This window comes from Pseudarthrobacter phenanthrenivorans Sphe3, from assembly GCF_000189535.1.
In the GTDB taxonomy this organism is placed as follows: domain Bacteria; phylum Actinomycetota; class Actinomycetes; order Actinomycetales; family Micrococcaceae; genus Arthrobacter; species Arthrobacter phenanthrenivorans.
The window spans coordinates 2,380,584-2,405,462 of sequence record NC_015145.1 but is presented as its reverse complement, the minus strand read 5'-3'; the positions used below and the strand labels follow the sequence as shown (position 1 = coordinate 2,405,462).

Sequence of the window (24,879 nt, the reverse complement as noted above, 5' to 3'; positions counted from 1 at the left end):
TCCAGGAAACAGCACTGAGGAGATCCACGTGGCCAGCTTTGTAGACCGGGTAGTACTGCACGTATCCGGCGGTACCGGCGGCCACGGGTGCGTCTCCGTCCACCGCGAGAAGTTCAAGCCGCTGGGAGGTCCCGACGGCGGCAACGGCGGCAACGGCGGTGACGTCATCCTCCGCGTGGATCACCAGACCACCACGCTCCTTGACTACCACCACGCACCCCACCGGCATGCCACCAACGGCGGCCCTGGGATGGGGGACTGGCGCGGCGGCAAAAACGGCGAGACCCTCATCCTTCCCGTCCCGGACGGCACCGTGGTCAAGTCCAAGGACGGCACCGTCCTGGCCGACCTCGTGGGTGAAGGCGCCGAGTACGTCGCGGCCCATGGCGGCATCGGCGGCCTGGGCAACGCAGCCCTGTCCTCCCAGAAGCGCCGCGCGCCCGGTTTCGCGCTCCTCGGCATCGAAGGCGAAGCCAGCGACATTGTCCTGGAACTGAAATCCATCGCCGACATTGCCCTGGTGGGTTTCCCCTCCGCCGGCAAGTCCAGCCTTATCGCCGCGATGTCCGCTGCCCGGCCCAAGATTGCCGACTACCCCTTCACTACGCTGGTTCCCAACCTGGGCGTGGTCCAGGCTGGAGATGTCCGCTTTACGATCGCTGACGTCCCGGGGCTCATCGAAGGTGCCAGCGAGGGCAAGGGCCTGGGCCACCACTTCCTGCGCCACGTGGAGCGGTGCGCTGCACTGGTCCACGTCCTGGACTGCGGCACCCTCGAGGCGGACCGCGACCCGCTCTCTGACCTCGCCGTTATTGAAGCCGAGCTGGAAAAGTACGCGGTGGACATGAGCTACGCCGGGCAGGACGGGGAAGTTGTTCCGTTGAACCACCGTCCCCGGCTGGTGGCATTGAACAAGGTGGACCTGCCAGACGGCAAGGACATGGCCGAGTTCGTCCGCCCCGAACTCGAGTCCCGCGGCTACCGGGTCTTCGAGATCTCGGCCACCAGCCATGAAGGCCTCCGCCAGCTGGGCTTTGCCATGGCGGAAATCGTCCAGGCGGCCCGCGATGCCGTAGCGGCAGCCCCGCCCAAGGTCCAGCCAGTGGTCCTCAAGCCGCGCGCCGTCAACGAGGCCGGCTTCAAGATCCGCCGCGAGGAAAAGGGCCTCGAACCGCTGTTCCGCGTCCTTGGCGAGAAGCCGGTGCGCTGGGTCAAGCAGACCGACTTCACCAACGAGGAAGCCATCGGCTACCTCGCCGACCGCCTGGCCAAGCTCGGCGTTGAGACCGAACTGTTCAAGCAGGGCGCCAAGCCCGGCGACACCGTTGTCATTGGTGAGGACGACGGCGTCGTCTTTGACTGGGAGCCCACCATGATGGCAGGCGCCGAGCTCTTGGCCTCGCCGCGCGGCACGGACGTCCGGTTTGCCGACATCGGCGACCGTCCCACGCGTGGTCAGAAGCGCGAGGAACAGCAGGAGCGCCGGGATGCCAAGGCCGCCGCCCGCGCCGAGCTGGAGGCTGAGCGGAAGGCCGGCATCTGGACCGAGTCCGTGAGCAGCCGCCGCGTTGCCAAGCCGCTCAAGGAGAGTGGACTGGACGCAGGCGATGACCTCTAGGGCGTCAGCCGCGGAACCGTTGACCCGGCCCGTGGACAGGAGCGTGCTGGCCAACGCGCGCCGGATCGTGGTCAAGGTTGGCTCGTCGTCGCTCACCAGCATCAAGGGCGGCATCTCCGAAGAAGCGCTCACGGCCCTTGCGGACGCGTTGGCTGCCAAGCGCAACTCAGGCACTGAAATCATCCTGGTCTCCTCCGGGGCCATCGCTGCCGGCCTGGCGCCCCTGGGGCTCGCCAAGCGCCCGCGTGACCTCGCCACCCAGCAGGCAGCGGCCAGTGTGGGCCAAGGCCTCCTGATGGCGCGCTACACCCAGGCCTTTGGGGCCCACGGCGTGACGGTCAGCCAGGTGCTCCTCACGGCTGAGGACCTGATGCGGCGGAGCCAGCACACCAACGCGTTCCGCGCACTGGACCGGCTGCTCAACCTCGGCGTGGTCCCGGTGGTCAACGAGAACGACACCGTCGCCACCCACGAGATCAGGTTCGGCGACAACGACCGCCTGGCCGCGCTGGTGGCGCACCTGGTACGGGCTGATGCGCTGGTGCTGCTGTCCGACGTCGACTCCCTCTACGATGGCCCGCCATCCCTTGGCGCCAAGCGGATTCCGCTGGTTGAAGGCGCGTCCGACCTGGAAGGCGTGTCCATCGGCAAGGCCGGCAAAGCAGGCGTTGGCACGGGTGGAATGCTGACAAAGGTCGAGGCAGCCACGATGGCTGCGGGATCCGGCATCCATGCCCTTGTCACCTCGACACCCAATGCCGCCGCAGCGCTGAACGGCGAGGATGTGGGCACGTGGTTCACCGTCAACGGTGCCCGCAAACCGGTCCGCCTGCTGTGGCTGGCGCATGTGGCATCCGTCCAGGGCCGCCTGGTCCTCGATGACGGTGCCGTCCGTGCGGTACGCCACCACCGCACGTCACTCCTCCCGGCGGGCATCTCCGCCGTCCACGGCGAGTTCGAAGCGGGCGACGCCGTCGAAATTGCCGCTGCCGACGGTACGGTGGTGGCGCGTGGACTGGTGAACTACTCGTCCAGCGAGCTGCCCCAGATGCTGGGCAGGTCCACCCGGGACCTGGGCGAGGCGCTGGGCAGCGGCTACGACCGTGAAGTTGTTCATGTTGACGACCTGGTGCTGGTCTAAGCTTGCGGCTCGCCTAAACTTGGAACATGACTGAGGCCCTGACGCACACCACTGCCGAAAATTCCGGAGACACCACTGCTGCTGCCGCCACGCAGCCGGTTGCGTCCACGGCAACGCAGGCGCCGGCTGACGTCCCGCTGTCCTCCGCTGACGTCGAAGCGGCGGTGCACGCCATCGCGGACCGCTCCCGGCACGCCGCACGGCGGATGGCCATGGCAAACCGGTCCTGGAAGGACCGCGCCCTCCGCGCCGTCGGAGCCGCCCTGCAGGAGAATACCGGGGCTATTCTGTCCGCCAATGCCCGGGACGTCGCTTCAGGAAAAGCCAATGGCACTTCAGCAGCCCTGCTGGACAGGCTTACGCTCACGGATGCCCGGATTGCCGGACTGGTTGCTGCCCTGGAAAACCTGGCAAACCTGCCCGACCCCGTCGGCAACGTGGTCCGCGGGCAGACCCTGCCCAACGGGCTGCGCCTCCGGCAGGTCAACGTCCCCATGGGCGTTGTTGCCGCCATCTATGAGGCACGGCCCAACGTCACGGTGGACATCGCCGGGCTGGCACTGAAGAGCGGCAACGCAGTGATCCTGCGCGGCGGCAGCGCAGCCCAGGCCACGAATGAGGTGCTGGTGCGCGTCTTGCGTGACGCGCTGGAGTCCGTGGGCCTGCCGGCCGACGCCGTACAGACGGTGGACCAGTACGGCCGCGCCGGTGCCAATGCCCTGATGAAGGCGCGGGGCCGGGTGGACGTGCTGATTCCCCGCGGTGGCCGCGACCTTATCCAGACGGTGGTCACCAATTCCGCCGTCCCCGTCATTGAGACGGGCGAGGGGAACGTCCACATCTTCATCGATGAATCCGCCAACGAGGACATGGCCGTGGAGATCCTCCTCAATGCGAAGACCCAGCGGCCCAGCGTCTGCAACACCGTGGAGACGCTGCTGGTCCATTCCGGATCCTCCGTTCTTCCCGCGGTGGCCACAGCGCTTCGCAAGGCTGGTGTCCGGCTGCATGCCGACGAACGCATCCGTGCCGCGCTTCCCGCCTCCATCGAGTCCGAACCTGCCACCGACGAGGACTGGGGGACCGAGTACATGGACCTGGACCTGGCGGTGGCCATGGTGGACAGCCTGGACGAGGCAGTGAAGCACATCCGTACCTGGTCTACGGGCCATACCGAAGCGATCCTCACCAACGACCTCTCGAATGCCGAGCGGTTCATCGCCGAGGTGGATTCCGCGGCCGTCATCGTTAACGCCTCCACCAGGTTTACCGACGGCGGAGAGCTTGGGCTGGGTGCCGAGGTGGGCATTTCCACGCAGAAGCTTCACGCCCGCGGCCCCATGGGGCTCACGGAGCTCACCACCACCAAGTGGATAGTCCAGGGCGAGGGCCAGGTGCGCGGGTAGCGCGCGGTAACATAGACCAGAAGTCAGAAACGGCGGAGCTTTCCGCTGCCACCATTCGTTTGAGCCCTAGGGGAGAAAATGCTGTTCCAGCAGATTGCCGCAACCATCGCCGAAGGCGAACAACACGAACTCGCGCCGCTGTGGGCTGAGCCGTGGGTCTTCGGTGTGGTGATCTTCGCCATCCTGCTGGTGCTGATGTTCATCACGCTGTCCTACTCCAACCTGGGCAACCGTCACACAGCCACCGAGGAGCACGCGGACCCGCACCGCCAGCACCCGAACAAGCACGATCACGGGCAGGGCCACTAACATTTCCCGCGCTCTGCACCGCTCAGGCACCAACGGCAGGCTGCGGCTGGGCGTGATGGGCGGGACTTTTGATCCCATCCACCACGGCCACTTGGTCGCAGCCAGCGAGGTGGCGGCGGAATTCGATCTGGACGAGGTGGTGTTCGTTCCCACCGGCCAGCCGTGGCAGAAGTCCCATAAGCATGTCAGCGAGCCCGAACACCGGTACTTGATGACCGTCATTGCCACGGCATCAAACCCACGGTTTACCGTAAGCAGGGTGGACGTTGACCGGCCCGGGCCCACCTACACGATCGACACCCTCAGGGATTTGAGGGCGCAACGTCCGGATGCGGACCTGTTCTTCATCACCGGGGCCGATGCCCTGGCGCAGATCCTGTCCTGGAAGGACATTGACGAGCTGTGGTCCTTGGCCCACTTCGTAGGAGTTACCCGGCCCGGGCACGTCCTGGACGGGATGGGACGTTCTGATGTGAGCCTCCTTGAGGTTCCGGCCATGGCCATTTCCTCGACGGACTGCCGCACCCGTGTGGCTGCGAACAATCCGGTCTGGTACCTGGTGCCGGACGGAGTGGTGCAGTACATCGCCAAGTACGGCCTGTACGCAGCGGAATCGGAAGCCGGAAGTATCCCAACACCCGAAGCACGTGAACCAGCAAGTACTGAATGAGTCCTCAATGAGTCACGAACAGCCTCCTATCCGCAGCCGCCGGGAACTCCGGAAGGCCAGGGATGCCCAGCAGCCGCCTGTGCCCGCGGGTACGGACCAGGCCCCGCCTGTACAGGCCGGGGCTTCCCAAGCAGCTGCCGCAGGTCCTGCCGCGGGTTCCCCCGGTACCGGCGCCGCGCCGGCGCACACGTCCGCCCAGCCGGACCAGGCCGCCTCCCAGCGGTCCTCGCAGATCCGCGCCCGGGACCGGGCGGCACTGCGCACCATCAAGGAGCTGGAGGAAAAAGAAGGCCAGCTCTCGGCCGGCGGGCCGCCCACGCGGCGCCAACTGCGTCTGCAGCAGCTCAAAGAGCAGGCGCTGACCGCGGCAAACCCCATCGTTCCTCAGGCGTCAGTTCCTCCGGGACCAGCTGCACCGTCAAGCACCTCCTCGTCACCGGATAACGCAGCTCGGGATAACGCAGCTCCGGGTAGCGGCAACCGCGCCGGTGATGGCCAGGCCGCTGCCCCGCAGCGCGCAAACATGGGGGAGCCGGCGGCAGGGGACGGCGACCAGCCGGCCGGCGGCGGATCCGGTACCGCAGCTCCCAAGGGCATGACGGTTGAACAGGCCCTCGCAGCGCGGGCGCTGATTGCCGAGCAAGCCAAGAACCAAATCGCCAAGATGGAGCACATCGCTTCCTTGGATCCAGAGGCTGTGGACCCGGACATCCTCGCGGAACAGATCGCCCTCGCCGAGCGCGCCGCGATCATGAACCGCCGTGCGATGGCGAAGCAGAAGCTCGCCGAGCAGGCAGGTGCTCCGTTGCCGCCAGCGGGCAACCCCGCGCAGGCCGGTGGCCAGCGGCCCGCTCCCTCCACTGCCAACAACCTTGCCATGGTGACTCCGCTGGAGTTCGTGCAGGTGCCAGGCATTGACCGGCCGGTCATGAAGCCGCCGGCAACTTCACATGTGCCGGTCACCACGCGCCCGGGTAGCAAAGTGCCCGCAACGGGTACCAGGAAGCGTCGCCCGGTCCAGCCGCGGCAGTCAGCGGAGGCCGCGTCAGGCCGGTCCCAGGTCATCGCCAGGGCCGAAGCCGCAGCCAGGTCGGCTTCCCGTCCGCGTCCCGTTGCCACCCAGGACCCGGCAGAGGACCTGTTTGAGGACCTGCCCCGTATTCCCGCCCGGTCGGCACACGGACTGGAGCCCCTGGACGCAGCCACGGCTGGACTGGCCCGGGCAAAACGGAACAGGTTGCTGCAGTTCTGCATCCTGGCCTTCGGAATCGTGGCCCTGCTGTCAGGCATCGTCCTGATCATCAGCGGAATGTCCAGCTGACCAGCCGCCCGCGCCCCCTAAATTTTTCACCCCAACAAGGAGTCCCGTGACTGCATCAGATTCATCCATCACCATTGCCCGTGCCGCTGCCAAGGCTGCCGCGGACAAGCTCGCCCAGGACGTTGTTGCCCTGGACGTCAGCGAACGGCTTGCCCTGGCCGACGTCTTCCTGATTGCTTCCGCACCCAGCGAACGCCAAGTCAACGCCATCGTGGACGGTATTGAAGAAGAACTCGCCAAGCAGGACCTGCGGCCTGTGCGCCGCGAAGGCCGTTCCGGCGGCCGCTGGGTCCTGCTGGACTACTCGGACATCGTCATCCACGTCCAGCACGAGGAAGACCGCGTTTTCTACGCACTCGAACGGCTCTGGAAGGACTGCCCTGTGGTGGACCTGCAGTTGGGGGACGACGCCTCCGCGAAGGCCGCAGCTGTTTCCGACAGCGAGTAAATCCGCACAACCGCGGGGAATATGCCCGATTTGGAATTTTCGGAATTGCTGTTCTAAGATATTTGAGTTGCTCCGGCGAGGCCGGAAAAACTCGAAAGAACAGCAATAGTTCGGGGCTGTGGCGCAGCTGGTAGCGCACCTGCATGGCATGCAGGGGGTCAGGGGTTCGAGTCCCCTCAGCTCCACCCCACGCACAAGGCTCGAACCCTTGCCAACGGAAACGTTGGTTGAGGTTCGGGTCTTGTTGGTGTCTGCGGCCCAGGTCAGGGCGTTGGCGTTGACCTGTGGATCGAGGAGCATCTCGAAGGGCCGGTTGTGCTCGACGCGCAGCTCGTTGTCCTCGTCGATGTAGACCTTCGTGAAGAACGCCTGGTTGCACAGCCGCCGGTTGGTGTCGTCGCAGCGGGCGTAGATGTCAGCGCAGTTGGCGAGCAGGCCGAGCGCGTCGTCGAGGTGGGCGCGAGCGTCGGCGTAGTCACCGAAGTGGGCGTCGATACGGCGGGTCACCTGGTCGAGTTCGGCGACGATGCGGTCTTGCTCGCGCTTGAGCACGGAGAGCGGGATCGCGTCGGCGTAGTGCGCCTGCATGAGGCGGTCCTGCTCGCCTTCGAGCCGGTCGCGGTTGGCGGTGAGGCGTTCCAGTTCCTCGGTTTCGGCGGCCATGAGCCGGTCGAACTCGTGGTGGAGCATCCCCGCGAGCGCGTCCTGCTGAGCCGGCGTGATCTGGACGCGCGTGTAGTAGTCCTCGACGAGCTTCGCGACGTCCTCGATGAGCATCGCCTGGCGCGTGCAGTCGGTGCGCTTGGAATGCCGACCGGAGCACACGAAGTAGCAGTAGACGTTGCCGTGGCGGTTCTTCGCGTTGGAGACGATGAGCCGGGACCCGCACTGGCCGCAGTGGATGGTGCCTTTGAGGTAGTGGCCGTGGACTTGGGTTGCCTCGACGGCGCACTGGTGCGCGGTGAGCACGGACTGGACCTGGTACCAGACCTCGGCGGGCACGAGCGCCGGGTGGTTGCCCTTGTAGCGGGTGCCTCGGTAGACGACATCGCCTTTGTAGTACGGGTTGGTCAGGAGCCGGTGGATGGTGGACACGGCCAGCGGCTTCGCCGGCCGCTTCGGGGTGGGCAGACTGCGCAGCCCGCGCGAGGTGAGTTCGTCATGGAGCTGGCTGACGCTCCAGTTGCCCGAGGCGTAGGCCTTGAACGCCCACTCGATCATCGGTGCCCGTTCAGGATCGAGCTCGATGGTGCGGACTTCGCGGCCGAGTTCGTCGCGCTTGCGGACATTCAGATAGCCGATGGGCGCTCGTCCGTTCGTGCCGCCGCCGATGGCCTTTTGGGTCATGCCCTTGGCGACCTCGGTGGCGAGGTTGCGGGAGTAGAACTCGGCGATGGTGGACATGATGCCGTGCAGGAGCATCCCCGAGGGGGTCTCGTCGATGTTCTCGGACGCGGACACGAGCATGACCCCGCACTGTTGGAGTGCGAGGTGGATGCTCACGTCGTCGGCGCGGTTCCTGGCGAGCCGGTCGACCTTGTGAACGATGCAGTACGCGACCTTGTTGGTCTTGACGTACTGGATCATCCGCATCAGTTCGGGCCGGTCGGACGACTTGGCTGAGGCTCCCGCGTCGACGAACTCCTCGACGATGCCGGCGCCGAGCTGTTCGGCCTTACGCCGGGTCGCTTCGCGCTGGGCGGGGATCGAGAAGCCCTCGTCGGTCCCGCCCTTCTCTGCCTGCTCGCGGGTCGAGACCCGCAGGTACGACACGGCGGCAGCCGCAGTGTTGGGCGGGTCGATGAGGCTGGTAGCCGGATCATCGGCAATGGTGGTCATCGGGGGCTCACTCTCACGCGGTTCGACCCTCGCGCTCCCACTGTTGGTGGGAGGGGTGTTGATCGTGAGAGCAGCCGATGAAGGCTGTAGGGCGGGACCCGATGGTCTCGGTGCGTGTTGCTCGCCGAGCGGCGAGGTTTAGGCCACAACACCCCGCATCGCGAGGCTTGCAAGGTTCATTCTACCGGGCGGCTTCGGAGGCGGCCAGGCCATCCGTCGCCGCCCGGTAGGTGTCGGGCACCCGCACGGCCTCGCGGGCCGCGCGGCTCTCGCCGGTCTCCTGCAACGTCAGCCGGATGAGAACCTCGGCGAGCTTGTGCAGGTCGGCGCGTTCGCGGTGGACGGCCCGGACGGAGAACGACCGCTCCTCGTAGGGGCGACGGTCGGTCTTCTTGGCATAGCGGCTCATCGGTCTACGGAGTCTCGTCGCCGGCCAGGTTGGCGTAGAACTCGTCTTCGGCCTCCTGGCGCTTGCGGACTTGCGCGATGACGAACTCGACGAACTCGATGTCCCGGTCAGCGAAGGTGAAGTCCTGGATCGTGGGCGCTGGGTCCTCACCGGGCCAAGCAGCTTGCCGGGTCGGGCGGTCGCGGTCTCCACGAGTCCCGCAGGCGGTGACCCAATGGCGAAGACGCTCTCGTGCGTCGGCGAAGTCGCGGTGCCAGCCGAGCGGCGCGGATGCGTTCTGCTCGGGGTCGTAAGCCGCAAGCCAATGTAGGTGCAGCGCAGACAGCTCCCAGACCATCTCCGGGTGGTGATGCCAGTACGGCGGCACCACCGCGACCGTGAGGCCGTAGGTGCGTCGCAGCCAGTCAACCCACCGGTTCAGCGCGAGCCATTCCTGCTCCAGCTCGTGCGCCGTCAGCAGGTTCCAGTTCACGGGGTGCGGCGGTTCGGGCATGTCCGCGTTGGTGACGCGGGGCGGCCCGTCGAAGACGTCCGGCTCATCCATCTCATGCTGATCGTTCATGGTGCTGTGGCTCCCGAACTCACATGCTGACCGGGGCGTGCGTCGCAGTCGCTGCTCGCTGCGTCGGGTCGTACGCCGCTGCGTCCCGGCCGACTCCATTGCGCGGCGTCCGGTCCACCTCGTAGCGGGTCCGCGCGGTGTCGTGGCCGATCTTCTTGGCGACGAACTCTTCGCCCTCGATCGCCTGACCGTTGCGCTCGTAGTTGACCGGCCGCGTGTAGCCCTCGGCGACGAAGTTGTCGCCCTGGGCGAAGCTCGCGTGCGCGTGCTCAGCGGAACGCCCGAACATCACCAGGTGGTGATAGGTCGTCTCGGTCTGCGTGAACGAACCATCGTCCTCGCGGCGGAAGTGCTCCTTGCCGATACGGGCGAAGAACCTAGCGTCTCCCTTGGCCGTCTCAGTGAGCAACGGCTCCGAAGCGATGAAGCCCGACAACGATTCCTGGGTGTGAATGGCCATGATGGCCTCCTCCTGAACTCGGGCGACCAACTGCGTGTGGTCGCTCTGTCAGGCAGGTGCGCTGGCCCTTCCAAGCGTCGTCAGGACGCGGGGCGGTGGCGCAGCAATGCTTCGAGTTCGTTGCGGTCGCTGCGGAGCTGCGCGGCGTCGGGCCGGGTCGGCCAGGCGCGCAGATCGGTGACGATGGGCGGTGCGGAGCGCAGCATCGTGATGCCGGTGCCGAACGGCAGGGTGCGGATGCGGTCTGGCGGCAGAATCGGCACACGGCGGACCGAACGCTGGTTGGAGCGGGTGCCGTGGTCGCCAAGGGTCACGCTGTCGGTGTACTCGTCACGCTCACCGATGAGGGTGGAGAGGTCTTGGAGATCGCGGCTGTTGGATGCGCCGCCGAGGATGATCTTGACGATGCTGGCGTCCCAGATCGCGCCGGCCTGGTGTTCACTCCACCTGTCGCGTGCTTGGGCGAGGGACTGCAAGACCGGCATGGTCGTGATTCCGGTGCCGCCGCCTTCGGCCATGAGCGTCGGCAGGGATGGCAGCGGTGCGAGGTTCCCGATCTCATCGAGCGCGAGCAATAGCGGCGGGTCGAGCCGTGCTCCGGGTGAGCGGGCGGCAAGCCTGCGGGCGGTTTCGATGAGGTCTTCGACGAATGCCGCGACCAGCGATGCGGAGGCTCCTGCTCCCGCCCCGGTGGCGAGTAGGTAGAGGGTGCCTTGTTCGGTGAGGAAGGTCTCGGGGTCGAAGTGCTCGTGCGGGCCGGGCGTGACGGCATCGAGCACGCGCGGGTCGGCGAGGGCGGCGAGTGCGAGGGAGACGCCTTGCCAGATGCTGTCGCGGGTCTTGGGGTCGGCGTCGATCATCGCACCAAGGGAGTCGTCCCAACCCATCGCCGCGTTCGGGTGGGAGTTGAGGATGGCGACGGCCTCGGTCGCTGCGCTGGGGTCGAGGGTCCACCTGAACAGCTCGGCCGGTGGGCGGCCGTCGAGTGCGGCGGCGTGCAGCAGGCTCTGGAGTGCGGTGCGGGTCTTTCCCTCCCAGAACCCACCCGACTCGACGCCTCCGGCGCTGAGGCCGGTGGCGGCGGCGAGTCCGTTGGCGCGGATCATCGCGGTGAGCGGATCGTCGCAGCCGCGAATGGGTGACCAGCGGAGTCCGGCGGGGATGCCTTCGGCGAGGTGTTGGGGGTCGAACACGGCGACCGGCCCGCCTTTGCGGCGTCGAGCGCGAAGGGTCGCGGTGAGGTTGTCGGGCCTCGTGCTGGTGGTGACGACCGCACCGGGGGCGTCAAGGATCGCGTTGATGACGACGTGCAATCCCTTGCCGGAGCGGGGCGGGCCGATCAGCAGGATCGAGTCCTCGACCGATGCCCAGACTTTCGTGCCACGACTGGCCCCCAGGAGGTAGCCGACATCCTGCGGTGCCGGCGACTCCAAGGAGGGCCGCAGCGTGGCCGCACGGTGAAGCAGTGCCTTCGCGGATGCTGCGGTCTTGACTTCATGGCTGGTCGCGATCCCCGCGAGTCGGTGCGGGTCGGTCTCGGTCTTCCGCGTGTGTCGACGCAGCACGATCCAGACCCAGACGATCCCGGCTGCGAGTCCGCCGAGCAGTGTCGTGCTGACGAGCCAGTAGACGAGCGGGTTGAGTCCGTCGGCACCGAGCGCGGTCGCGGGGTCGCCGGGGTTGAACAGCACGGCGAGCCCCGCCGCTGCGCCGGCGTCGGGCTGGGGCGTGCTGGTGAGGAGCGCGGCGACGCTGCCGGCCGCGCGGAGGACGAGAGCGATCCCGAACATGCCGATCAGGCCGATGAGGGCGGCGTTGGTGAGTTCGTCGCCCATGCTCCCGGCTTGCCGCTGGTTCATGTCAGCCGCCGCACCGCGAGGGTGCCGGAGATGCGCCCAAGGAGGATCACCTCGGGCGCGCTTGCGTCGGGCAGGTCGTCGAGGTCGATGAGTGCGTGGGCCTCGCCGGTTCCGGTGGCGTCGGTGTGGGAGACGATCGTCGCGACGGCGACATCCTCGCCGGGTACGAACCCCTCGGCGGTGACCTCAGCCAGGCGCGGCACTCGTCGGGCGTGGCGACTCCGACGAGTCTCTGGCACAGGGGTCTCGGGCGGGGCCACGGCGCGTCGGGTCTTGCGTGTGCGGAGGATATCGGTGAAGACACTTCCATCGGTCTCGCGAACTTCGACCCGGACGGCGACGGTGCGGTCCTTGGTGATGGCGTCCATGAGCGGCCCGAACGTCGCTCGCGTCCACGCGCCCGCGTCCGGTGACGGAAGTGGTGTTCCATCGACCGTCGCGGCGAGGCTTCCGTCGTCGGCGACGGTGACGAGGACGTGCGGCAGCTCGACGGGAGCCGTGGCATCGTCGTCGGTCGTGGTGGATCGGCGCGGGCCCGTGAGGTTCATCGGTGACCTCCCGCGGCGCGGCTGCTGGTGTCGAACAGGGCGAGTTCGTCGGGGTGGAGCTGGTGCTGGCAGACGAAGCTCCTCGCCTTGATCCGCCACAGGCCTTGGCCGACGCCGAGGTTCGGCAAGAGTTGCTGCTCAGTGCCGGTCAGACCGAGGGCGGTCGCGGTCGGTCCGAGCTGGTCGGATTCCTGCCGGTACACGATCCGCGTCTCCGCGTTCGCGAGCAGCGAGTTGGCCAGGGAGCGCATGGCGGAGCCTTGGTCGCCCACGTTGTCGAGGTCGGTGAGCTTGTGGAAGATCAGCATGTTCGCGATCCCGTAGTGCCTGGCGAGTCGCCAGTGCGCATCCATCCGCCGCAACAGCGCCGGGTGGGACATGAGCCGCCATGCCTCGTCGTAGATCACCCACCGCTGCCCACCGTTCGGGTCGAGCAGTGCGGATTCCATCCACGCTGACGAGCACGTCATCAGGACTGAGATGAGGGTCGAGTTCTCGGTGACCCGCGAGAGGTCGAGGGAGATCATCGGCAATGACGGATCAAACGCGAGCGTGGAGGGGCCGTCGAACAGCCCGGCCAGGTCGCCTGCGACGAGGCGGCGTAGCGCGTGGCCGACGAGCCTGCCGTCCTCGGCCAGCCTGCCGTCGGCATCCTTGCTGGGGGCGAGGATGTGATCGACGACCATCGGCAGGATCGGCACGTCGTTCTCCCACACGGTCTGGGTCAGGGCGATGTCGATCGCGGTGTGCTCCAACGGCGACAAGCCTCGCGCGAGCACGGTCTCCGCGAGCGCGCCGATCAGGTCACGACGCCGCGCCGCGACGGTCGAGGCCCACTGCGCGTCCGACAGTCCGCTGGGCCGGTGACCTTCGTCGAGCGGGTTCAGGCGAGTGTTGAGCCCGTGCCCGAGGACGATGGCGCGTCCGCCGACGGCGTTCGCGACGGCGGTGTGTTCGCCTTTCGGGTCGCCGGGCACGTACACGCGCCGCCCGAACGGCAGCGACCGCGTGTAGAGCGACTTGGCTAGCGAGGACTTGCCTGAGCCGACGATCCCGGCCAGCACCACGTTCGGCGCGGTGATGATCCCGCGCGCGTAGAGCACCCACGGGTCGTAGACGAAACTCCCGCCCGAGTACAGGTCTTGGCCGACGAACACACCATCGGCACCGAGCCCACCCTCGGCGACGAACGGATACGCACCCGCCAGCGTCGCCGACGTGTCCTGATGCCGCGTCAGATGGAACCGACCCGGAGTGCGCAGCCTCGCGGCACCCGGTTCGCCAGACTTCGGCAGGTAGACCGTGGCGCGCCGCTCGGCACGCTCCTCCTCGGCCTTCGCCTTCGCCGCGGCGAGCGCGGCCCGACGCTGCTCGGCGTGGAGCCGGGCCTCTGCCTTGCGGCGCTGCTTCCGGAGCTTCCGCCGCTCCTTCGACGGCGCTACCAGAACTGCGGTGTGCAGCCGCGCGCGATCCTCGGTCACAGCACCAGCCCTCGCGCCTGCTTGACAGCCGTGATCTTGGCCGGCTCGAACCACGACCCATCCCGCTTCGCCGTCGGCACATCGGCCCGCTCCGTGGCACCCGGCGACGAGTACGACACCAGCAACTCCGGCCCAGCCTGCACCGGAGGGGTTCCGACTGGTTCGGCGTCCTGGGGCTCTGCTTCCGGTTCGGTGTAGCGGCGCAGGAGCGAGACGTAGCCGACGTGCGGGTTGACGACCAGCGCGTAGTCGCCCGAGAGCGCCACCTGGTCGTTGGTGCCCTCGCCGGGCTCGTCGTAGACGTACCCGTTCTCCAGCGCGGCCTGCGTGGTCTCGTCGCCGTAGTCCCACTGCGCGAGGAAGTCCACCGCATCGACATGCCCCAGCTCGCCGAGGATGCGCAACGGCCGGTCCGCCTCCTCGCCCTGAAGGAACACCACACTGACCCACCGAGACGGCGCGGCCTCCTCGACGGCGGGCTCAGGGTGCCAGGCGATCCGCCCGGCGGCGATGAACCCTTCCGCGAGCCGGTCATACGCCCGGTCGACGAGGTTCGCCGCCTGACGCAGTTCCTCCGCAGCAGCGAGGGCGTCACGCACTCCTGCCTCGTGGCTTCCGGCGTCATTGAAGGCGTGCGCGACCTTGCGCTCGTGAACATCGGCGATCTGATCGAGTGCCTGCCGCAGCGAGCGCATCCCCGAGGACAGATCACCGATCACCCCGTACATCTCGGCGGGCTGATCGAACCCCCGGCTCGGGTGCGCGAGTCCGCGCAAGGCTTCGGATGCCTCCGCTGCATCCGCGGTCGAATCGAAGAACGTGGGCATGGTGGCCTCCATCGGTAGGTCATGTCACCCACGAGGTGCGCCCCCGTGCACCCGCAGATCATTTGAGGCATTCAGCAGCAAGGGGCTTCTTATTCCTCCAGCCCACCGCGCTCGACGCCGGTAAACTTCGACCACCGAGGAGGTGAGGCATGAACGACGACGAAGAGCTGCGTTGGGTGCGGCGTCGCGAGGGAACCCACCGTTCCGAGTCGCGGGCGACCCGTGGGTATGAACGGGACCTGCTCCGTGACGACGACACCAAGAACCTGCTCGGTCCTACTGAGTCTCGCCCAGCCGACATCGACGAGATCGTGCGGTCGCGCGGACCCTTGGTACCAGCGCGCCCTTCGCCCGGTCAGGAGTTCCGGTACCAAGTCGGCGACGCAATCATGGAGGCGTTAGCGCCCTACATTGAACGTGGAGTTGATGTTGCGGTGGACGCCGCGGTCCTCGGTGTCTCAAGACTGTGGAAGTGGGCCACAACTCGACCGCCACGGCAGACGTTCTCTGTCGAAGTCGGCAAGGTAGATGAGGTTCCTACTGCGTACCTTGAAGGTCCGCTCGCCGAGCATAATGAGCCACCGTCGGAAGAGCTGGCGCGCAGCCCACAGAGCATGACGGCGGAGCAGTACCAGGCGATTCTTCTTTCAGCGTTGCTGGCGGACCAATACGCAGCTCGCGCGCGATCAATGCTCGCCAATGTCCGCATCGACGACGAGGTGCTTCCAAGCGAGTTGGAAGACGCGGTCCGCGCCGCTCTGGACGGACCGACGATTGACGATGCGACGCTCGTGCGCGTCGTTGAGCTGCTGCGCGAGAGCATGACCCCTGACGGCGAGTATGTTCTCGTTCGTCCGCGGCAGGTCGACGCTCCAAGGTCAATCGCCGACCGCACGAGGGACAGCGCGTAGTCGTTTGGTACGGGCTTCACACTGCGAGGCACGTAAGACCCGTCAGACCCTCCGGCAGAGCGGGAGCGCAGCGGCGGTGAAGGCGGCGGCTTGCTGGCCGACGAGCAGCCGGGTCTCACAAGATGCCTGGATCGCGGCTTGCTCGATGGCGGCGACGGCGGCGTCGAGTTCTTCGACGGTGGGTGCGGAGACGGCGATGAGGCCGGTGTAGCGGAGGATGCCGTGTCCGGCGGTGAGGTCGGCTTCTTGCTGGAGCACGTCGTGGTACTCGGCGGTCTGTGAGGCGTCTTCGATCTGGCCGATCTTCGCGCGCTGGGCCTGGTCGGAGATGTGCTCGACCTTCTTCTTGCGGATGTCGCGAGCAGCGGCGTCGGAACGCATGGGGGTGCAGATCAGCGAGAACGACCGCTGGATGCCGGTGGACAGCAGCACCGGCGACAGGAATCCCGGATAGACGAGCGACCTGGGCCACTCGCTGACCCAGAGCACTGCGTGGTGGGCGGAGTCGGTGCGGAGCTTGCCCCAAGTCTCGGTGACCGCGACCGGCCCTGCGGTCGCAAGGGATTGGCCGAGCCTGCCGTGGCGTTCCAGCGTGGCGGCGATAGCGGGGTCGTAGGCGGAGCGCAGCATCACCGCGATCTGCCCCGGCGTCAGCCATCCCGACGGCGAGAGGTCGGCGGAGCGGAGCGCGGCGACGAGCGTGTTCATCTCCTGCCGCAGCACGGCGGCAGCACCACGAATCCCGCCGCCCGCGGTCCTGATCTGCCGCGCACTGGTCTTCATGTCCAGTGATAGCGAGAGTGTGGTGGCGTGCCGTTCGCCGGCTGGGCCGGCGCGGTCGATGAGTTCTGCGTAGGTGTCGGCCGCCCACGAGCCGTCCGGGGTGCCGTGGGTGGCCCACCATTCGGCGAGTCCGGTGCCGGAGTCTGGGAGGGTGCGTTCGAGGACTTGTAGCGTCGCGATCCGCCCGGAGCGGCAGACGGTGGCCAGGACGCGACCCCAGGAGCTGACGCGGCGTTCCTGTTCGCCGGGGTCGAGGAGCACGAACGCGGGATGGGTGACCTCGCACACCACGGTCAAGGTTGCGGCGTGGGGGTCGTGGATCATTCCGGCGCTGGTGTCGGGGTCGGTGTATTCGCGCAGTCGCGCCATGTCGCCGGGCAGGGCGAGGGTTCCGACGGGGCGTGGGACGACGATCCTGTGTCGGTAGAGCAGTTGCCCGCCGGTGGTGCGCCACAGCCACCAGCAGGCGATGGGTAGCCATTCCACGATGGGCCGGCCCGCGATGGGTATCCAGGTCAGTGCGGCGGCGAGTACCCAGATGGGGGCGGTGTAGGCGAGCAGCATCCCGCCGCCGGCGTAGAACGCGCCGATGAGTGTGGCTCCGCCGATGGCGAGCGTGATGAGCTGGGTCAGCGACAGACCGAGGAGGACACCGCGGCGGGTGAGGCGGGAGAACTTCACCGGCACGAGTTCGCCCGCGGTGGGACGGTCGTGGTTCGTGCTGCTCATCGTCTACTCCTTCGGTGGGCGTGGCGCGGGCGGCGGGGGCTGCTTCGGTGGCGGTGACGGGTCGGTGCTCGGCGGTCGTGGTGCCGGGCTCGACGGCGGTGCCGCAGGCGAGGCTGCGGGAGGTGGCGGTGTCTGCGCGGCGGCGTCGGCGGCGTGCTCGCCCTGGGCTCCCAGCGCGGTTCCGGCTTTCGGCCCGGCGGTCGCGGCACCCTTGGCGACACTCGCCCCGACCACGACGCCTGCCGCGACGGGACCGGCCGCGGCTGCGCCGCCCCCGCCGGCTGCGGCCCCTCCACCAGCGGCGGCACCTCCGCCGCTCGCGGCGTGTGCCGGTGCCGGGGTCTTCGGCGGTGGCGGGGCGCTGCTTCCTCCACCAGAACCTCCGCCCGCGTTCCCGCCGCCACTGCTGGCTCCGTCGAGCACCTTCTTCGGGTCGCCGCCGCCTTGCGGCTTGGTCGGGACGGGGATCGGACGGTTGAGGGCGCTCTTGGCATCCTGCTCGGAGCCGATCGCGTGGTACATGTCGAACCCGACGAACGCGATGAACTTGTACGTGAGATACGGGGCGAATGCGGCCATCGCCATCAGCACGATTCCCGCGATGGGGTCGCTGACCGAGGCGAGGTCGGCGTCGATCGGTGCGGAGACTTGGGTGATCGCGACGAGGAACATCACGACGAGCACGAGCTTGGAGCAGATCAGCGCGACCACGAACATCGCCCACTTCCCGATCCACCCCCGCGAGGCATCCCACGACGCGCCGCTAAACGCGAGCGGCGCGAACACGACCGCCACCAACAGCAGCGCCTTCCTGACGAGCAGGGACAGCCACACGATCGCGGCGGCAGTGATCGCGAGCCCGGCCATGAAGATCGTGATGATCGCGCCCACGCCGGGAGCGGCGATATTGATCCCGACCAGCCCCGCAGCGAGCAGGGCGATCTTGTCGCCCATCGACTCGGTCGTTTCCCCGGCGGCCTGCACGATCCCGATGCACAGCTGATCAACGACCTCCAGCAGCAGCGCCGTCAGCGTGATGACCACGAACGACCCGAGGACGGACTTCGCCAGACCCAGGGCGGCGCGGGTGAGGGCGGTGGGGTCGCGTCGGATCAGCCCGGTAATGAGTTGGAGGCAGAAGAAGATCAGCATCACGAAGACCGCGATACCGAACAACAGGTTGTAGACGGCGATGTAACCGGGCTTGGTGACATCCACCAGCGTCGTGGTGTCGAAGACCGACCAGACCGCCTCGAACAGCCACCCCGCGGCGGCACCCATCGCCTGGGCGAGCCAGTCGAACGGGGCCGCGACCAGAGACGCAGCTCCTTCGCCGACGGCATCGCAGACCGAGGAGATCACGGGAACGTCGCACACGCCCATCACGAACACCAGCTCTCGACGACGGGGCGGGTCAGACGGACTGGCCGACGTTCCAGAAGAAGTTGATGAGCGTCACGCTCGCGCCGCAAATCACCGCAGCACCGCAGGAGACGAGGACGCCGATCTTCCCGCGCGAGGCGAGGTGCGGGTTCGACGAGTTCGCGCCGAAGCCCCACACGATCGCGGACACAATCAGCGCGAGCACGGACAGGATCAGGCCGATGGTCATCACCGCGCCGACGATGGTTCGCAACTGGTTGATCCCCGGCAGGCCGTCGGTGTTGGGGTCAATGTTGATGTCCATCGGCACCAGCAACGGCGCGGACATGACGTTGGCGAGCAGATCGAACACGGTAGGACTCCTTAGCGACGGGCGGCCCGCCCACGAACTCGCAGACGGGGTACACGCCACAGGTGCACCCGTGACCCCTCGGCGACGGAATAGCAATGCCCACGCCGGTGAGGACGTGGGCATCAACGGGCTCAGAGGTGTTCGGTGTCAGAGCTGTTGGCCGAGGTTGAGGAGCCAGTTCATCCAGGCGACGCCGCCTCCGGCGAGGACGGCGGCACCGACGGCGACGAGGACTCCGATTCGTCCCTTGCTGGCGGTGGCGTAGTTGCCGTGGGCCGTTGCGATGGCCCAGACGATCGCCGAGACGATCAGCATGAGGACGGCGACGATCAGGACGAACGTCAGGAGCGCGCCGACCACGGCGCGGAGGTCTCCGATACCGCCGAGCCCGTCGAAGTCGGGGAAGACACCCATCGCCGATCACCCCACCTTGACTGTGACGTGGAGGTGGTCGTAGTGGCCTCCGGTGATGGAGGCGGGGTCGTGCATGCCTCCGCCGTTGTACGGTCGCCAGCCGTCGGAGTCGCGGGCGAGGGACCAGATTTGGCCTTGCCAGATCAGGTACTCGACGCCGAGCACGTCGGCGTTGTCCTTCATCCAGTTGGTGACCTTCCAGCCGGCGTCGAGCTGTTCTGGGTTGGGTCGCTGGCCGATGCGGTTGCCGAAGGTGATGTCGCACGCCCTGCCGAGGGGATGCTCGGACTTGGTGCCGGGGCGCGGTGAGTAGCAGCCCCAGCCGGTGTCGGGGAACGTGGCGAGGGTCTGCTGGTAGAGGTGGAGCAGGCGGGCGGTGATCTTGCCCGAGCTGGTGGGATCGTCGACGAGCCGGTCGGGGTCTCCATCGACACCGACCGGCGTCCCCGCAGTGGCGTTGTTGCAGGCAGCGGGTGATCCGCTGGTCGCCGTCGGCAGGTTCGCGGCACCGTGCTCGTTGAGCCAGGCGGCGGCGTCGATTGCCTCACCGTTCGTGCCGCCGGGCCGGACCTCGAAGTGCAGATGTGCGCCGGTGCTCATGCCCGAGGAGCCGACATCGCCGATGTGCTGCCCGGCGCTCACCCGATCGCCGGGACGGACGTGGATGCCGCTTTGCCACATGTGTGCGTAAGCGGTCGCGACGGTCTTGCCGGCGATGGTGTGCTCGATGACGATGAGGCCGCCGTACCCGCCGGAGAACTCGGCGATGGTGACGGTGCCGTCCGCGGCGGCGAGGATCGGCGTGCCGTCGGGTGCGGCGAAGTCGGTGCCGGTGTGTATCTTTCGTTCGCCCGTGATCGGGTGCACCCGCATCCCGAACGGCGAGGACAGCACCCAGGTGCCCTCGGGCAGTGGGAATACCACCCGCGACGACGAGACCGCCGGGCCACCCACGCCAACCGGAGTGCTGCCGCCGTTGGTGAGGGCGGCGAGGATGCTGTCGGCGACGGGCGCGTAGTTGCGGTAGCGGTCGGGGTAGGCGGAGACCTCGACGGCTTGGGCGGCTTCGCCGGGGTCCATCTGTTGCCAGCCGGGGATGTCGAGCAGGCCGCGCGGCGAGGGGTAGTTCGGCCCGGTCGGCCCGCCGAAGAACGCTCGCGCCTGGTAGGTCGGGTCCATCAACTCTGCGACAGTGCCCCACCCCGATTGGGGGCGCATCTGGAACAGGCCGAGGGAGTCGTGGTCGCCGCCGTTGCCGTCGTTGGGGTAGTTCGCCGACTCGGGGTAGGTGCCGGTGTTGGTGAGCATCCGCAGCGTGGATTCGTTGAGTGCGGCCATCAGCGCGATCTTGATTCCTGGTCTGCCCACGTCGGTGATGCCGTTGCCGACGGAGATGATCGTGGCCGCGTGCGTGAGCTGCTGACGGTTCAGAGTGAAGGTCTCGCCGTTCGCGGTGGTCACGGTGAGCGAGTCCGGGATCGGGCCGAGGTTCACAGTCCCGGTAGGCGTGGCGCAGTAGGCGGCGGCGGGGTTCATCAGCACCCCGATCCCGAGGAGCGCTGCGGCGGGGGCGAAGAACAGCAGCGCCAGGGCTGCGGTGGCGGCTTTGCGGAACACGACACCATCCCCGTCAGCGCAGCGGGTTGTCGAGCTGCGACAGCCGCAGCAGATGGCACGTCGGATAGGTCGGTGCGCAGACGACGAACACGGTGAACGCGGCCGGATGCTCGCTGGTCACCGGTTGGCCGTTCCAGACCCCGGCACGGTGGCGGGTGCCCTCGATCGTGACGGCCGTCGTGCCTGCCGCGAGCTGCCCCGGCTGGGCCTGCGCTACCGCGTCGGTCCAGGCATCGGGGACGTACGAGGTGTCGATGGTGAGGTGCTGGCGGGTGGCGTACTGCCGCAGCTCGATCCAGGCGTCGCGGGTCGGCAGGTAGACGGCCACGTCGGAGGCGAGCCCGGCTTGCTCGTCTCCGCTGGGGTCACCGACCGCGAGGATCGCCGAGGTGTAGTCCAGCGGCCAGAGCCCCGAGGCGGTGTCCCACGCGAACATCGTGGACGCGACTCCCTGTGCGAAGGTCTCGGGATTGGCCGAATGCGGGACGGCTGGAACCCGGGGTGTCCGGGGCGTGCTCGGTGCCACGGTCGGCGGTGCCGTCGTGGCCGGGCCGGGCTCCGGGTCGGGATCGGTGCTGGTGCTGCTTCGGGGCCCGGTGAGGAGTCCGTACACGCCGACGCCGACCAGGAGCAGCAGGGCGATGCCGGCGGTGATGAGGGCGACGAGTCGGCGGCGGTTCCGAGGATCAGTAGGTGCAGGGCTCATGCCGAGCAGGTGCGCACCCGGCACCTCTGCCCGTTGTCACAGTGCGCGGAGTCGTGGCCGCTCCGCCGCGCCGTCGCGGGCGGCTCGGAGCGCGTCGGCGAACCGGACGGTGCCGTCGGCGGTGGCGAGGAAGTTCTCGAACTGCTCGTCGGTCAGTTCACCGGCGAGAGTGTCGGCGTCGTAGTGGGTCCACCAGTTCGTCAGTTCGCCCCAGGTCTGGATGAACGCGCGCAGTGGGTAACGGACGGGTTGCCCGTCTTCGGTGGCCAGGGGCAACGGACGCGGTGGGGTGCGCCTGCCCTTCTTGATCGACTTCGCGCGGGCCACGGCTGCTTCGGCGCGGGCGTGCAGCTCTGCCTCGCGCCGCTCCCGCTCGGTGGTGTCGGCGTCGCGGATCGCTTGATAGATCGGATGCACCGAGTCCCCGGCCTCGATCCTTTCCAGTCCGGCGGCGGCCTCGGCGCGCAACGTCTCGGGCTGAGCGGGGTTGTTGGCGATGTCTTCGAGGTAGCCGATCTTCTCCAGCGTCGTGTGTGACGCACCGCCGGGAATCATCGCCGCCGCTTGCTCCCGGGTCTTCCCGAGTGGCCCGCTCGACGGTGGTGCAAAGTTTGCACCACCGTCGTTCCCCGGCTGGTTCTCGCTGCTGAACTGCGTGGCGGACTTCCGGCGGGCGGCGTCTTCGGCCATGACCTGCTTGATCTCGCGGTACAGGCCGGCGGCTTCGAGCTGTGTGTAGGGCTTGTGCAGCATGTTATCGTCCTGCTCGGCGAGGAGCTGCCCGAGCCGGTCAGACAGACCGCTGCGAACCCACACGTTGACGGTGCGCCAGCCGAGCATCTTGATCGCGGCGAGCCGTCGTGCCCCGCACACCAGCACGCCATCGATGGTGATCGTGAGAGGTTGCAGCAGCCCGTCGCGCTCGATGGACGCGGCCAAGGCGTCGATGTCGCCGAGGTCGGCGCGGTGCCGGGTGCCGACGAGGATCGACTCGACGGTGCGGTCGAGCTGGATGCTGCCGATCTGTGGCTCGATCACGACGACTCACCGCCTCCACCACTCGGAGCGGCCAGTGCGAGCGCAAGGATCAGATCGTCGTCGCGGAGCAGCAGGTCGAGCGTTTCGCCCAGCAGCAGCCGGAGCAGGATGCCGCGACCGCTGCTGGTGGCCACGTAAGCCGGGTGCGGGTTCCCGAGCAGCGCCTTCAGCAGCGCGGCCCAGGAGCGGCGCGGCAGGTCGAGCAGTGCCCGCGCGTGCCGATCGCGGCGCAGTGCCTCGTAGGCGGACTGGCGGGTGCCAGCCTTCATCAACGCCCCGCAGACGTGCTCGACAGCGGCACGCGCCGTGTCGGTCGGCCAGTCGAGCAGGCACAGCATCGCGATGGCGTCCTCGGCCGCCGATCCAGCGGACATGCACGCTTGCGCTGACCCGAGACTGTCGCGCGGTTCCGGTTCGAGGTCGCTGGGACGAAGGTCGGTGGTGTGGAACGCGGGATGGTAGTCGGCCAGCGCGGTGTCGCGTTCGGAGAATCGTTCAGGGTCGTGGAACGCCGAGACGTGGGCGCGGCGGGCCTGGTGCACCGAGCAGAGCAGACCTTGAGCGCGTTCCTCGTAGACGCAGGTGATCCGCACGGCGTGGGTGATGATCGCCCACGGATCGTTGGCTTCACGGGTCGAGCGGTACTGCATCGCGTCGAACGCCGCCGTCACCGCTTCCCAGGTGTCGAGCCTGTGTTTCCTCGCGAGCGCGCGGTACTTGTCGGCGGCGAACTCCATCAGGTCGCGGGCCACCGGGTCGTGAACCCAGGCATCCTCGCCGCCCTCGGCGAGGCGATTGAGCAGGGCACGCAGGCCCTCGCCGGTGGTGAAGTCCTCAGCCCCGTCGGCCGTCTGCTCGGTGCTGGTGCTGGTTGGTCTGGTCATGGTGTCGGCACCTCCTGGCAGGCAGGTGCGCACTCGCTCCCACGAGCGCGTCCTGCATGCCGATGCCGTCGCAGCCATGACCTGTCACCACCGTCAACTCATCGAGACCCCGGAGCGGGACACCTGCGAGGCAGGTGCGGCGCTGCACCCGAACGCCGAGATCGGCGGCAACCGCCGGGCGCGATCCCCGAGACGACGAACACCTGCACCGAGCGGGGTGCGGGTGCGGCGTGCCAGCTCGGCCTGGAAGTCGAGACCCCGCCCGGCCGCGTGCGCCGAGTGCCGGGCGATCAAGTCAGTGGGGCGCACCCACTCCACGCCTCGCCCACGAACGAGCGCGTGCCGCTTGTCGTCGCGGGCGACCGGCGCGGCCCGCACCGCCTCCGGCGTACTCATCACTTCGACCGACTCGGGGCGCTCCCGCGGCTCCTCGGGCACCAGCCGTGCGGGATCGGGCCTCGCGGAATCGTTGCGCTGGGGGTTCTCAGTGGTGTTCATGGGATCGTCTCCTCCCGCTCGTCGGCGGTGTCAGTGGTGTCAGTGAGGTGCGCGACGGCGAACCAGCGGCCCACCGTCGACGGATGCACCCCGAGTTCGCGGGCGATCCGCTTGTTCGACCAGCCCGCCTCGCGCAGCTCCCACCCCAGCGCCCGCCGATCCGCCACACCCTCATCGCGACGGTTGGCCTCCATCTCGCCAGGCGGCAGCGCAGGCATCGAATCCGCGGTGTTCGTCGAGAACGAGTCGGCAGTGGCGGGTTCCGCATGGGGGTCGGTGGTGCGGGTGAGAATCACGGTCAGGTGCGTGATGGCCAGCAGCACGACGGGCGGCACCGCGGCGACCGAGGCCGCGAGCATCCTTGGCACGTCGGCGTCCGCGGCGACGACAGCATGAATGGCGTTCGCCGTCACCGACACGAGCGCGCCGCCTACCAGCAGCGCCCACGGATACCAGGCCGAGCGCTGCCCGGCGAGCGCGACGACGGCAACCGTGGCGACGACGATGATGCCGTCCACGATCAGCGGCCACGCCCACGCCTGCCCAGCCCCGATCCCGGAGCGAGCAGCCAGATCGGCCAACGACGTGAACGACAGCCAGAACGCCCCGGCGGCGATGAACACCGTCCCCGCGACCGCCGTCATCGCGGCCCAGCGCCGCCCTCCC

General features: G+C 68.1%; 25 protein-coding genes, 1 tRNA gene and 1 pseudogene. 9 read left to right on the top strand and 18 right to left on the bottom strand.

Annotated elements, in window-relative coordinates:
- The first annotated feature begins 28 nt into the window (after nt 1-28).
- The 8 genes from obgE to ASPHE3_RS11140 all read left to right on the top strand — a co-directional run bounded on the left by obgE (nt 29) and on the right by ASPHE3_RS11140 (nt 7,098).
- Complete coding sequence (gene obgE, locus ASPHE3_RS11175; RefSeq protein WP_013601323.1) at nt 29-1,618, top strand: GTPase ObgE; 1,590 nt, start codon at nt 29-31, stop codon at nt 1,616-1,618.
- The gene (gene proB / locus ASPHE3_RS11170; protein ID WP_041652110.1) at nt 1,608-2,759 is read left to right on the top strand and encodes a glutamate 5-kinase; all 1,152 of its coding nucleotides are present in this window, start codon (nt 1,608-1,610) and stop codon (nt 2,757-2,759) included. The genes obgE and proB overlap by 11 nt, the downstream gene beginning before the upstream one ends.
- Before the next feature lie 26 nt (nt 2,760-2,785).
- Entirely contained in the window at nt 2,786-4,165 is a 1,380-nt protein-coding gene (locus tag ASPHE3_RS11165; RefSeq protein WP_013601321.1) for a glutamate-5-semialdehyde dehydrogenase, read from the top strand.
- A 78-nt stretch (nt 4,166-4,243) separates the two neighbouring features.
- Nucleotides 4,244-4,474: a hypothetical protein gene (locus tag ASPHE3_RS11160; RefSeq protein ID WP_013601320.1), complete on the top strand. Its 231-nt coding sequence runs from the start codon at nt 4,244-4,246 to the stop codon at nt 4,472-4,474.
- A gap of 55 nt (nt 4,475-4,529) precedes the next feature.
- A complete protein-coding gene (gene nadD, locus ASPHE3_RS11155; protein WP_013601319.1) occupies nt 4,530-5,144 on the top strand; it encodes a nicotinate-nucleotide adenylyltransferase in 615 nt (204 codons plus the stop codon).
- A gap of 7 nt (nt 5,145-5,151) precedes the next feature.
- Nucleotides 5,152-6,465 carry a hypothetical protein gene (locus tag ASPHE3_RS11150; RefSeq protein WP_013601318.1) on the top strand — a complete coding sequence of 438 codons (1,314 nt, stop codon included), beginning with the start codon at nt 5,152-5,154 and terminating at the stop codon, nt 6,463-6,465.
- A 46-nt stretch (nt 6,466-6,511) separates the two neighbouring features.
- Nucleotides 6,512-6,913 (top strand): ribosome silencing factor, encoded by a 402-nt coding sequence (gene rsfS, locus ASPHE3_RS11145; RefSeq protein ID WP_013601317.1) that lies wholly within the window; start codon nt 6,512-6,514, stop codon nt 6,911-6,913.
- Nucleotides 6,914-7,025: 112 nt separating this feature from the next.
- Nucleotides 7,026-7,098 (top strand) — tRNA-Ala (locus tag ASPHE3_RS11140).
- A gap of 613 nt (nt 7,099-7,711) precedes the next feature.
- On the opposite strand, the pseudogene ASPHE3_RS21515 reads toward ASPHE3_RS11140, so the two are convergent.
- The 8 genes and pseudogenes from ASPHE3_RS21515 to ASPHE3_RS11100 form a co-directional block, all read right to left on the bottom strand.
- Nucleotides 7,712-8,752 (bottom strand): annotated as a pseudogene (locus tag ASPHE3_RS21515) (recombinase family protein); the annotation flags it as partial.
- Between the two features lie 181 nt (nt 8,753-8,933).
- Nucleotides 8,934-9,161 (bottom strand): hypothetical protein, encoded by a 228-nt coding sequence (locus ASPHE3_RS11130; protein WP_013601316.1) that lies wholly within the window; start codon nt 9,159-9,161, stop codon nt 8,934-8,936.
- A gap of 4 nt (nt 9,162-9,165) precedes the next feature.
- Nucleotides 9,166-9,705, bottom strand: a complete 540-nt coding sequence (locus tag ASPHE3_RS11125) for a hypothetical protein (RefSeq protein ID WP_013601315.1) — start codon at nt 9,703-9,705, stop codon at nt 9,166-9,168.
- 37 nt (nt 9,706-9,742) lie between these two features.
- Nucleotides 9,743-10,183 carry a single-stranded DNA-binding protein gene (locus ASPHE3_RS11120; protein WP_013601314.1) on the bottom strand — a complete coding sequence of 147 codons (441 nt, stop codon included), beginning with the start codon at nt 10,181-10,183 and terminating at the stop codon, nt 9,743-9,745.
- A gap of 80 nt (nt 10,184-10,263) precedes the next feature.
- Entirely contained in the window at nt 10,264-12,018 is a 1,755-nt protein-coding gene (locus tag ASPHE3_RS11115) for a type IV secretory system conjugative DNA transfer family protein (protein WP_013601313.1), read from the bottom strand.
- A gap of 20 nt (nt 12,019-12,038) precedes the next feature.
- On the bottom strand, nt 12,039-12,590 hold the full coding sequence (locus tag ASPHE3_RS11110) for a hypothetical protein (RefSeq protein ID WP_013601312.1): 552 nt from the start codon (nt 12,588-12,590) through the stop codon (nt 12,039-12,041).
- Entirely contained in the window at nt 12,587-14,071 is a 1,485-nt protein-coding gene (locus ASPHE3_RS11105) for an ATP-binding protein (RefSeq protein WP_013601311.1), read from the bottom strand. The genes ASPHE3_RS11110 and ASPHE3_RS11105 overlap by 4 nt, the downstream gene beginning before the upstream one ends.
- Nucleotides 14,068-14,898 carry a hypothetical protein gene (locus ASPHE3_RS11100; RefSeq protein ID WP_041652872.1) on the bottom strand — a complete coding sequence of 277 codons (831 nt, stop codon included), beginning with the start codon at nt 14,896-14,898 and terminating at the stop codon, nt 14,068-14,070. Before ASPHE3_RS11100 ends, ASPHE3_RS11105 begins: the two co-directional genes overlap by 4 nt.
- 149 nt (nt 14,899-15,047) lie before the next feature.
- Between ASPHE3_RS11100 and ASPHE3_RS11095 the strand changes: the two genes are divergently transcribed.
- Nucleotides 15,048-15,809: a hypothetical protein gene (locus ASPHE3_RS11095; protein ID WP_013601309.1), complete on the top strand. Its 762-nt coding sequence runs from the start codon at nt 15,048-15,050 to the stop codon at nt 15,807-15,809.
- A gap of 42 nt (nt 15,810-15,851) precedes the next feature.
- Here the strand turns inward: ASPHE3_RS11095 and ASPHE3_RS11090 are convergent, their stop codons facing one another.
- The 10 genes from ASPHE3_RS11090 to ASPHE3_RS11045 all read right to left on the bottom strand — a co-directional run bounded on the left by ASPHE3_RS11090 (nt 15,852) and on the right by ASPHE3_RS11045 (nt 24,857).
- On the bottom strand, nt 15,852-17,321 hold the full coding sequence (locus ASPHE3_RS11090; RefSeq protein WP_013601308.1) for a PrgI family protein: 1,470 nt from the start codon (nt 17,319-17,321) through the stop codon (nt 15,852-15,854).
- A 3-nt stretch (nt 17,322-17,324) separates the two neighbouring features.
- Complete coding sequence (locus ASPHE3_RS11085; RefSeq protein ID WP_013601307.1) at nt 17,325-18,704, bottom strand: hypothetical protein; 1,380 nt, start codon at nt 18,702-18,704, stop codon at nt 17,325-17,327.
- A 31-nt stretch (nt 18,705-18,735) separates the two neighbouring features.
- Nucleotides 18,736-19,032 carry a DUF6112 family protein gene (locus ASPHE3_RS11080; protein ID WP_241263536.1) on the bottom strand — a complete coding sequence of 99 codons (297 nt, stop codon included), beginning with the start codon at nt 19,030-19,032 and terminating at the stop codon, nt 18,736-18,738.
- Between the two features lie 171 nt (nt 19,033-19,203).
- Nucleotides 19,204-19,470, bottom strand: a complete 267-nt coding sequence (locus ASPHE3_RS11075; protein WP_013601305.1) for a DUF6112 family protein — start codon at nt 19,468-19,470, stop codon at nt 19,204-19,206.
- Nucleotides 19,471-19,476: 6 nt separating this feature from the next.
- Nucleotides 19,477-21,087 carry a M23 family metallopeptidase gene (locus tag ASPHE3_RS11070; RefSeq protein WP_013601304.1) on the bottom strand — a complete coding sequence of 537 codons (1,611 nt, stop codon included), beginning with the start codon at nt 21,085-21,087 and terminating at the stop codon, nt 19,477-19,479.
- 13 nt (nt 21,088-21,100) lie between these two features.
- On the bottom strand, nt 21,101-21,793 hold the full coding sequence (locus tag ASPHE3_RS11065) for a hypothetical protein (RefSeq protein WP_041652870.1): 693 nt from the start codon (nt 21,791-21,793) through the stop codon (nt 21,101-21,103).
- Nucleotides 21,794-21,829: 36 nt separating this feature from the next.
- Entirely contained in the window at nt 21,830-22,831 is a 1,002-nt protein-coding gene (locus ASPHE3_RS11060; protein ID WP_013601302.1) for a ParB N-terminal domain-containing protein, read from the bottom strand.
- Nucleotides 22,828-23,715 carry a hypothetical protein gene (locus tag ASPHE3_RS11055; protein ID WP_013601301.1) on the bottom strand — a complete coding sequence of 296 codons (888 nt, stop codon included), beginning with the start codon at nt 23,713-23,715 and terminating at the stop codon, nt 22,828-22,830. Before ASPHE3_RS11055 ends, ASPHE3_RS11060 begins: the two co-directional genes overlap by 4 nt.
- Nucleotides 23,716-23,808: 93 nt before the next feature.
- The gene (locus tag ASPHE3_RS11050; protein WP_013601300.1) at nt 23,809-24,213 is read right to left on the bottom strand and encodes a hypothetical protein; all 405 of its coding nucleotides are present in this window, start codon (nt 24,211-24,213) and stop codon (nt 23,809-23,811) included.
- Nucleotides 24,210-24,857: a DUF2637 domain-containing protein gene (locus ASPHE3_RS11045; protein WP_013601299.1), complete on the bottom strand. Its 648-nt coding sequence runs from the start codon at nt 24,855-24,857 to the stop codon at nt 24,210-24,212. The genes ASPHE3_RS11050 and ASPHE3_RS11045 overlap by 4 nt, the downstream gene beginning before the upstream one ends.
- Nucleotides 24,858-24,879 lie beyond the last annotated feature (22 nt).